This is a genomic window from Polynucleobacter sp. 39-46-10, assembly GCF_002282275.1.
The window spans coordinates 1-7,860 of the sequence record NZ_NCJB01000104.1 but is presented as its reverse complement, the minus strand read 5'-3'; the positions used below and the strand labels follow the sequence as shown (position 1 = coordinate 7,860).

Sequence of the window (7,860 nt, the reverse complement as noted above, 5' to 3'; positions counted from 1 at the left end):
AGGTGTATTTGGTGCCCAGGAAGGGACTCGAACCCCCACAACCTTACGATCGCCAGCACCTGAAGCTGGTGCGTCTACCAATTTCGCCACCTGGGCATGCCGTTATTATAAAGGTATGCGCCTTTTGGCCCACTTTATAACCCCCTTTGGGCTTTTCCCCTTCAGACCGAGTGGTTTGATACAGTAGCCTAAACAAGAATAATGATCGATATATAAGGCATCTATTGCCGAAGGAATTAAATGCGTAAAGCAAAAAACTTGGTGCCACGAGAGGCTGACCGCTTAGGTACAGTCCAGGGTCACCGAGATGGATTTGGATTTGTTATCCCTGATGACGGCGGTGAAGATATCTTTCTTTCTGAAAGAGAAATGTCCCGCGTTATGCATGGCGATAGAGTCAATGTCAGAGTATTAGGAACGGATCGCCGTGGTCGACCAGAAGGTCAGATCGTCGATGTAATTTTGCACGCCAATAAAGTAGTTATTGGACGCCTCTTAAATGAGAATGGTGTTTTGATTGTTGCGCCGGAAGACAAGCGTATCGGTCACGATATTTTGATTCCACCAAAAGGCCAGGGCAATGCCAAATTAGGTCAAGTGGTGAGTGTCGAAATCATCGACTATCCAGATAGTTACCGTCAAGCAGTTGGCCGTGTTGTGGAGGTTCTCGGTGAGATCGATGATCCAGGTATGGAAATTGAAATCGCTGTACGTAAGTATGGTGTTCCCCATGAATTTTCAGCAGCCGTTAAAAAAGAAGCCGATGCATTGCCTGATACTGTTCAGCAATCCGATCTTGAAGGCCGAGTCGATTTACGCGATGTTCCCTTGGTCACTATTGATGGTGCTGATGCGCGTGACTTTGATGATGCGGTGTATTGCGAGCCGGTTATGTATGGCAAGAGCAAGGCTTGGCGCCTGATTGTCGCCATTGCCGACGTATCCCATTATGTCAAGCCTGGCCAACCTTTAGATGATGAAGGTCTTCTGCGGGCAACCTCAGTGTATTTCCCGAGACGGGTCATACCAATGCTGCCAGAGAAGATCTCTAATGGCCTTTGCTCGCTCAATCCTGGTGTTGATCGTCTGTGCATGGTGTGCGACTCAGTTGTCGATGCGAACGGAGTAGTGCTGGCTTACCAATTCTATCCAGCAGTGATGCATTCTGCGCAACGCTTTACATACGATACCGTGTGGGAGATTCTTTCGAATAGCAAAGGTCCCGAAGCAACACGTTTTTCTGAGTTCAGGCCTTTATTGACCAATCTCTACTCCCTCTACAAAATTCTATTAGATGCACGTCAAAAACGTGGTGCTATCGAGTTTGAGACAACTGAAACCCAGATTATTAGTAATGAGCTAGGCAAGATTCTGCGTATTGAGCCGCGCTTACGTAATGATGCGCACCGCCTAATTGAAGAGTGCATGCTGACAGCTAACGTGTGTGCTGCAGACTTCATTGATAAGAATAAGCACCTCAGTTTGTATCGCGTTCATGGTGAACCCTCTGAGGAAAAATTAGTCACCTTGCGTCAGGTATTGCGTACCTCTGGTTTGTCATTGGGCGGCGGTGAAAAGCCGAAGCCAAAAGACTATGCCAAACTCATGCGTGAAATCAAAGAGCGTCCTGATGCCAATATGCTTCAGTCAGTTGTTTTGCGTTCTATGCAACAGGCAATGTATCAGCCGGACAACGAAGGTCACTTTGGCCTGGCATATCCTGCGTACTCGCATTTCACAAGTCCGATTCGTCGCTATCCTGATTTATTGACTCATCGTGTTATCAAGGCGATTCTGGCTAAGAAGCCATACACACCAGTATTGCCACCCATGGTTCCGCTGAACCTGACTTTGCCGCGTAAGGGCAAAGGTCGTGAAAATGCCGTCAATGCGAAGAAGTCTCATAGCGATGCAAAAGAAGCTGCAGCGAATGGCACGCGTTTACCCAAATTACCCAAAGGCGCTAATGCAGCATTACCGATTTGGGGTCAACTCGGAGTTCATTGCTCATCTAATGAGCGTCGTGCAGATGAAGCATCTCGTGACGTTGAGGCATGGCTTAAGTGTTACTACATGCGTGACCACTTGGGTCAAGAGTATGCGGGTACAGTAACCGGTGTAGCCTCATTTGGTTTATTTGTGCAACTAGAAAACCTTTTTGTCGAGGGCATGATTCACGTAACTGAATTAGGCGGAGATTATTTCCAGTATGACGAAGCTCGCCAAGAGCTCCGTGGGGAGAGAACGGGTATTCGTTACCGCTTAGGCGATCGAGTGCATGTCTTGGTTAGCCGAGTTGACCTTGACGCCCGCAAGATTGAATTTAGTCTGGTTAAGTCAGTTGGCTTGGAGCCAGGGGGCACTACCAATCGCCGTCAAATTGTGTTGGCTAGCGATACTGGTAGGCCCAATAAAAAAGCGTCACCAAAAAAAGGTCGCCCTGGTAGCAAAGAGCCTCAAAAGCATTCTGGTATTAATGTGAATGCCGCTAAGTCTGCTGGTAATCTTGGCGCCAATCAGTCGAAGAATCAAGCTGGACGAACTGCAAGTAAGGTCGCTAAATCTGGTAAGCCTGCTAGGTCAGCCGGCAAGCCTGCTGGCACGAAGCCACCTGTTCGTAGCACTAAAGCGCGTCGTAAATAAGTAGCAATCAAGAATAGAGATCAGTAAAGATGAAGCAAATATTAGTTGGTTTTCATGCGGTACAGGCACGCTTACGAGTGGATGCAGCAAGCCTCAAGTCGGTATATTTTGATCCGAGTCGACGCGATCGCCGCATGGGTGACTTTCTTAAGCAGGCCGAAGAGATATTAGGTGAAAGATTGCATGCGGCCGATGCTGAGCGTCTTCATAAACTCGCTGGCCACGATCGCCATCAGGGTGTAGTGGCTCTAGCAGAGAAGATGACCATTGCACGCACTATTACCGAAGTGGTAGAGGATGCCCAAAGTAATCAAAGCAAAGTGATGTTCTTGGTTTTGGATGGCGTAACTGATCCCCATAACTTTGGCGCCTGTTTGCGTGTTGCCGATGGTGCAGGTGTTGATGCAGTAGTTATCCCAAAAGATCGTTCGGCATCGATCAATGCTACTGTTAGCAAGGTCTCTAGTGGTGCTTCAGAAGTAATGCCGGTAATTACCGTTACCAACCTAGTTCGAAGCATGAAAGAGATGCAAGAAGCCGGCGTATGGTTGATTGGCACCGACGATGAGGCTGAAAAATCGATTTATGATTTGGATCTCACGGGCCCTATTGGTATTGTCATGGGTGCTGAGGGTGAAGGCATGCGCCGCTTAACTCGCGAGACTTGTGATGAGTTGGTGCGCATTCCGATGAAGGGTGTTGTTGAGAGTTTGAATGTTTCTGTAGCGAGTGGCGTATGCTTATATGAGGCTTTAAGGCAGCGTTTAGCTAAAGAGTCTAAGTAAGCAGTAAATCCATCTATTTACCTAAGAGGCTTCCCATGAAATGCAATATCGGACACACTGACCGCGTGCTGCGGATGACCGTTGGCGTTACCTTAATGGGTCTCGCAGGCTTCGGAATTACGGGCCCCTGGGCTTGGATTGGCATCATCCCACTACTTACCGGTATGATGGGTATCTGTCCGGCTTACAGTATTTTAGGTATCAATACCGCGAAGAAGTAATTCGGGATTCATCAAGCAAGCAGTTGCTGCACAAATTGCTCAAGTTGGGCTGGAGGTAGTGCGCCGCTAACTCGGTGAGCCTCTTTACCATTCTTAAATCCTGCTAACGTTGGGATGGAGCGAATATTCCATTGTGATCCGAGTAGTTGTTCTGCTTCAGTATTCACTTTCACAAATAAAACTTGATTTGCATGGCTAATGGCACTCGACTGAAAGGTCGGGCCAAACATCTTGCATGGCCCGCACCATGGTGCCCAGAAATCCACTATCACCGGCATCGCTAACTGAGTCACAAGATCACTAAAGTTTGTGGCAGTGGCATTGATAGGAAGCGAAAGAAGTTCTTGTTTGCAGGCACCACAAACTGGTGTCTGATTGAGTTTTTCAGCGGGAATGCGATTCCCTTTATTGCAATGCGGGCAATGAATAATCATTTTGACTCCTCAATAGACCAATCTAAAGACTTACTTGCTTAATAGTGCTTCTAGTTTTTCAGTATCAATACAGAAATTTCTTATCCCTTCAGCTAACTTTTCAGTAGCCATCGCATCATTATTTAATTGCAATCTAAAGTTGGATTCATCTAGCTTGAGGGCTGAGATATTCTCGCTAGCAAGAGCGCTCTCTGCATTGATGGCATTGAGTTTTTTCTCAACCGAAACCGTACTCTTCTGAAGGTCACCCAACAGTTCTGGGCTGATTGTCAGTAAGTCGCACCCGGCTAGCTCTAGAATTTGACTGGTGTTACGAAAGCTGGCGCCCATGATTTCGGTAGCGATCCCAAAGTGCTTGTAGTAATGGAAGATGCGCTTGACGGATGTGACCCCAGGATCATTTGCGCCGCCATTATCGACATCACTCCAATTGCTACCGAGTTTGCTTTTATTCCAATCGGTAATCCGTCCCACAAATGGAGAAATCAATTTTGCATTAACTGCACCACAGGCCGCAGCTTGCACCAAAGAGAAGAGCAGGGTCATATTGCAATGAATGCCTTTGGCCTCCAAAGTCTTGGCTGCCTGGATGCCCTCCCAAGTGCCAGCTAGCTTGATCAAGACGCGCTTACGATCAATGCCATGAGACTCATACAAGGCGATAAGGTGTTTTGCTTTGTTAATGGTTGCCTGAGTGTCAAAAGAGAGGCGGGCATCAACTTCAGTTGAAACCCGTCCTGGGACGATCTTCAAAATCTCCAGACCAAAAGCCACTAGGATATGGTCGACTAGATCGACTGGTTTCATGCCAAGATGAGCTGATTTAACTTGATGTACCAATGCCTGATAGTTAGGTTGCTGCGCCGCCTTGAGTATCAGGGATGGATTGGTAGTCGCATCCTGGGGTTGGTATTCCTGCATACGCTCAAAGTCGCCGGTATCGGCCACGACGGTAGTGAGTTGTTTGAGTTGGCTCAGTGCGGTAGAGGGTGATGTCATCGTTGTTTGCAATGCTCTCGATTAATTAATCAGGTGAATGAATTGAATATCATATGATAGATGCATAAATAAGGCTGTTCCACTTTAGATAAGGGTATCGGGCAAGATCATGAATCAAGATCAACTCAAGCAATTGGTAGGTGAAGCGGCGCGGGATGAGGTGCTAAAGCTACCTGCAGGTCAGATCTTGGGCGTTGGAACTGGCTCAACTGCCAACTGCTTTATTGATGCCTTGGCAGCCCATAAGGATCATTTTGCCGGAACAGTATCGAGCTCTAACGCCACGACTGAACGCCTTTTAAAGCATGGTTTTAAGGTCCTGGATCCCAACGAGGTGAATCAACTGCCTGCCTATGTGGATGGTGCAGATGAAATCGATCCTGCAGGTCACATGATCAAGGGTGGAGGGGGTGCTTTAACCCGCGAAAAGATTATTGCCTCGATGGCGAAGCAATTCATCTGCATTTGCGACTCATCCAAACAGGTTCCGGTACTGGGTAACTTTGCCTTGCCAGTCGAGATCATCCCCTTGTCCAGAGGAATTGTTGCTCAGGAGTTGGCCAAGTTGGGCGGAACAGTAACGCTTAGGATGGCAAAAGAGACTCGTATGGATTTGGGGCAGACGCCAAGCCAGCCTTTTGTGACGGATAACGGTGGATGGATTTTGGATGTCGCTGGCTTGAAGATCTCCAATCCACTTGCGCTTGAAGCTCAAATCAATCAGATTGCCGGCGTCATTACTGTTGGTCTATTTGCGAAAGAGAAGGCCAATATTTTGCTGGTAAGCAATGTGTCTGGCGTAAGTAGAATTACCTTTTAAATAAAAAACCCGACGGGGCAGCAAGCTGATCCATCGGGTTTGTTTGCCATGATTATTCATGGCGCAGGCAAAGGGAAGAGATTTAGTTCCCAGTGCCCATAAGCACATAGATATGCTTACGAGTATTGGCTTTCGCCAATGTAGCCGTTCACGAGATCTGACTGACTACGATCTCATCCTATGCCTTCGAATTTAACTCGTCAAGCGATTTCAAAAATAATTATTCAGTTGGCGGTACGTAGCCCTGAGCCATGTCTGCACCACCTTCAAAGAAGTACTTTTCAACCTGCTTGAGTAGGTATTGGCGAGCACGAGGATCGGCCATATTCAGGCGATTCTCATTAATGAGCATGGTCTGGTGTTTTAACCAGTCGGCCCAGGCCTGCTTAGAAACTTGATTCCAAATCTTTTTACCAAGATCGCCAGGAAGTGGAGCAAAGTCCATGCCTTCAGCTTCCTTATTTAGTTTGATGCATTGAACCATGCGTGCCATTTGTAATGCCTTTCAAATACGATGTACTAAATCAAAATAATGTAATCCAAAGAAAACCATAAAGACTTATAGATCCTTGGTAAGAACCATGGATTTACGATCCCAGTTATAAATCTGTTTTCTTTCTTCTGGAAGATCATCAACAGAGGCGCGCTTAAAGCCACGCTTCAAAAACCAATGCTCTGTTCTGGTTGTCAAAACAAAGAGCTTTTTAATGCCTTCCCGTTTTGCCCGCATCTCCACACGTTTGAGTAAACGCTCTCCATCACCGGAGCCTTGAACGTCGGGATCTACTGCGAGGCAAGCAAGCTCGCCCACGCCATTAGGGAAGGGGAATAGGGCAGCACAGCCAAAAAGAACACGGTCATGCTCAATAACAGAGAAGCGCTGAATATCACGCTCAATAACGTCTTGACCGCGAGCAGCCAAGATCCCCTCTTCTTCAAGCGGGCTAGTAAGCTGCAAGATGCCACCAACGTCATCTTGATTGGCTTCGCGTAAATTCTCAATATCGGAGGAGGCTAGCATCATGCCAATACCATCATGGGTAAAGAGTTCTTCCAAGAGGGCGCCATCCTGATTACAGGGCAGGAAGTGCACGCGGCTGACCCCGGCACGAATCGCTCTGCCAGAGATATTTAACAAACTCTTCATGCCTAGATCGAGCTTTGGATGCTGGGCTACATACTCTTGAAGTTGCGGCATAGATAGTTCGGTGATGTAATCACCTTCCTCATCCTTTAAGCCAGCATAAGGGCTTAAGAAAATTAGCTTATCCGCTTTTAGTGCCGCAGCAGTAGATGCGGCAACATCCTCAAAAGCAAGATTAAATGCTTGACCAGTGGGTGAGAAGCCCAAAGGTGAAAGCAGCACAATTTTGTTGCTGTCAAGCGAAAGCTTGATTGAGGTGGAATCCACTTTGCGTACTAAACCAGTATGGATGTAATCGATTCCCTCAACCACTCCTACAGGCATTGCTGTAATAAAATTACCCGAGATCACAGAGATACGTGAGCCTGCCATCGGTGTATTGGGTAATCCACGACTAAATGCTGCTTCTATATCAAGGCGCAATTCACCGGCGGCTTCTTTGACGCACTCCAAAGCTGCTGCATCCGTAATCCGATAGCTGTGCATGGCACTCTGACCGAATTGACTCTTAATATTGCGGAGCGTGAGTTGCTCTTCAATCTGAGGACGAATGCCGTGAACTAAAACAATGCGCATACCCATGGCATGCAACATGGCGATATCTTCAATCAGATTTTCGAGGCCGATTTCTTGGGCAAGTTCGCCCGCAAAGGCAATAACAAAGGTCTTCTCGCGGAAGCTATGTATATAGGGCGCAACATCACGCAGCCATCCCACAAAAGGAAAGTTGGAGCTTGATTCTTCGGCGTTTGAGCCGGGGTTTGGTGCATTTGTTGGCATAGTGAGAAAATTATAGGGTGCAAGAGCCTATAAA

At 47.3% G+C, this 7,860-nt stretch carries 8 protein-coding genes and 1 tRNA gene; 4 read left to right on the top strand and 5 right to left on the bottom strand.

All coding sequences use genetic code 11. The features are described 5' to 3' along the window. Positions 1 to 9: 9 nt before the first annotated feature. Positions 10 to 96, bottom strand: a tRNA-Leu gene (locus B7X71_RS09530). A gap of 144 nt (positions 97 to 240) precedes the next feature. Between B7X71_RS09530 and rnr the strand changes: the two genes are divergently transcribed. From rnr to B7X71_RS09515, 3 genes are read left to right on the top strand one after another with little or no spacing between them, the layout of a single operon-like run. Next, complete coding sequence (gene rnr / locus B7X71_RS09525; RefSeq protein ID WP_293598206.1) at positions 241 to 2,643, top strand: ribonuclease R; 2,403 nt, start codon at positions 241 to 243, stop codon at positions 2,641 to 2,643. A gap of 29 nt (positions 2,644 to 2,672) precedes the next feature. After that, positions 2,673 to 3,428 carry a 23S rRNA (guanosine(2251)-2'-O)-methyltransferase RlmB gene (rlmB, locus tag B7X71_RS09520; protein WP_293598207.1) on the top strand — a complete coding sequence of 252 codons (756 nt, stop codon included), beginning with the start codon at positions 2,673 to 2,675 and terminating at the stop codon, positions 3,426 to 3,428. A 35-nt stretch (positions 3,429 to 3,463) separates the two neighbouring features. Next, the gene (locus B7X71_RS09515) at positions 3,464 to 3,649 is read left to right on the top strand and encodes a DUF2892 domain-containing protein (RefSeq protein WP_293598208.1); all 186 of its coding nucleotides are present in this window, start codon (positions 3,464 to 3,466) and stop codon (positions 3,647 to 3,649) included. Positions 3,650 to 3,660: 11 nt separating this feature from the next. Here the strand turns inward: B7X71_RS09515 and trxC are convergent, their stop codons facing one another. Both trxC and tal read right to left on the bottom strand, forming a co-directional pair. Further along, entirely contained in the window at positions 3,661 to 4,083 is a 423-nt protein-coding gene (gene trxC, locus B7X71_RS09510; RefSeq protein ID WP_293598209.1) for a thioredoxin TrxC, read from the bottom strand. A gap of 30 nt (positions 4,084 to 4,113) precedes the next feature. Further along, positions 4,114 to 5,082, bottom strand: coding sequence for a transaldolase (tal, locus tag B7X71_RS09505; RefSeq protein WP_293598210.1), 969 nt, complete (start codon positions 5,080 to 5,082; stop codon positions 4,114 to 4,116). Between the two features lie 109 nt (positions 5,083 to 5,191). On the opposite strand from tal, the gene rpiA reads away from it, so the two are divergent. Continuing rightward, positions 5,192 to 5,902 (top strand): ribose-5-phosphate isomerase RpiA, encoded by a 711-nt coding sequence (gene rpiA, locus B7X71_RS09500; RefSeq protein ID WP_293598211.1) that lies wholly within the window; start codon positions 5,192 to 5,194, stop codon positions 5,900 to 5,902. 220 nt (positions 5,903 to 6,122) lie between these two features. On the opposite strand, the gene B7X71_RS09495 is transcribed toward rpiA, so the two are convergent. Both B7X71_RS09495 and argA read right to left on the bottom strand, forming a co-directional pair. Beyond that, a complete protein-coding gene (locus B7X71_RS09495) occupies positions 6,123 to 6,395 on the bottom strand; it encodes an oxidative damage protection protein (RefSeq protein ID WP_173960430.1) in 273 nt (90 codons plus the stop codon). A gap of 66 nt (positions 6,396 to 6,461) precedes the next feature. Continuing rightward, on the bottom strand, positions 6,462 to 7,826 hold the full coding sequence (argA, locus tag B7X71_RS09490; RefSeq protein ID WP_293598212.1) for an amino-acid N-acetyltransferase: 1,365 nt from the start codon (positions 7,824 to 7,826) through the stop codon (positions 6,462 to 6,464). Positions 7,827 to 7,860: the final 34 nt, after the last annotated feature.

What these genes read in the sequence shown, in the direction of transcription:
- rlmB (WP_293598207.1), top strand. Translation starts at nt 2,673, where the DNA reads ATGAAGCAAATATTAGTTGGTTTTCATGCGGTACAGGCACGCTTACGA.
- B7X71_RS09495 (WP_173960430.1), bottom strand. Translation starts at nt 6,395, where the DNA reads ATGGCACGCATGGTTCAATGCATCAAACTAAATAAGGAAGCTGAAGGC.
- tal (WP_293598210.1), bottom strand. Translation starts at nt 5,082, where the DNA reads ATGACATCACCCTCTACCGCACTGAGCCAACTCAAACAACTCACTACC.
- rpiA (WP_293598211.1), top strand. Translation starts at nt 5,192, where the DNA reads ATGAATCAAGATCAACTCAAGCAATTGGTAGGTGAAGCGGCGCGGGAT.
- argA (WP_293598212.1), bottom strand. Translation starts at nt 7,826, where the DNA reads ATGCCAACAAATGCACCAAACCCCGGCTCAAACGCCGAAGAATCAAGC.
- trxC (WP_293598209.1), bottom strand. Translation starts at nt 4,083, where the DNA reads ATGATTATTCATTGCCCGCATTGCAATAAAGGGAATCGCATTCCCGCT.
- rnr (WP_293598206.1), top strand. Translation starts at nt 241, where the DNA reads ATGCGTAAAGCAAAAAACTTGGTGCCACGAGAGGCTGACCGCTTAGGT.
- B7X71_RS09515 (WP_293598208.1), top strand. Translation starts at nt 3,464, where the DNA reads ATGAAATGCAATATCGGACACACTGACCGCGTGCTGCGGATGACCGTT.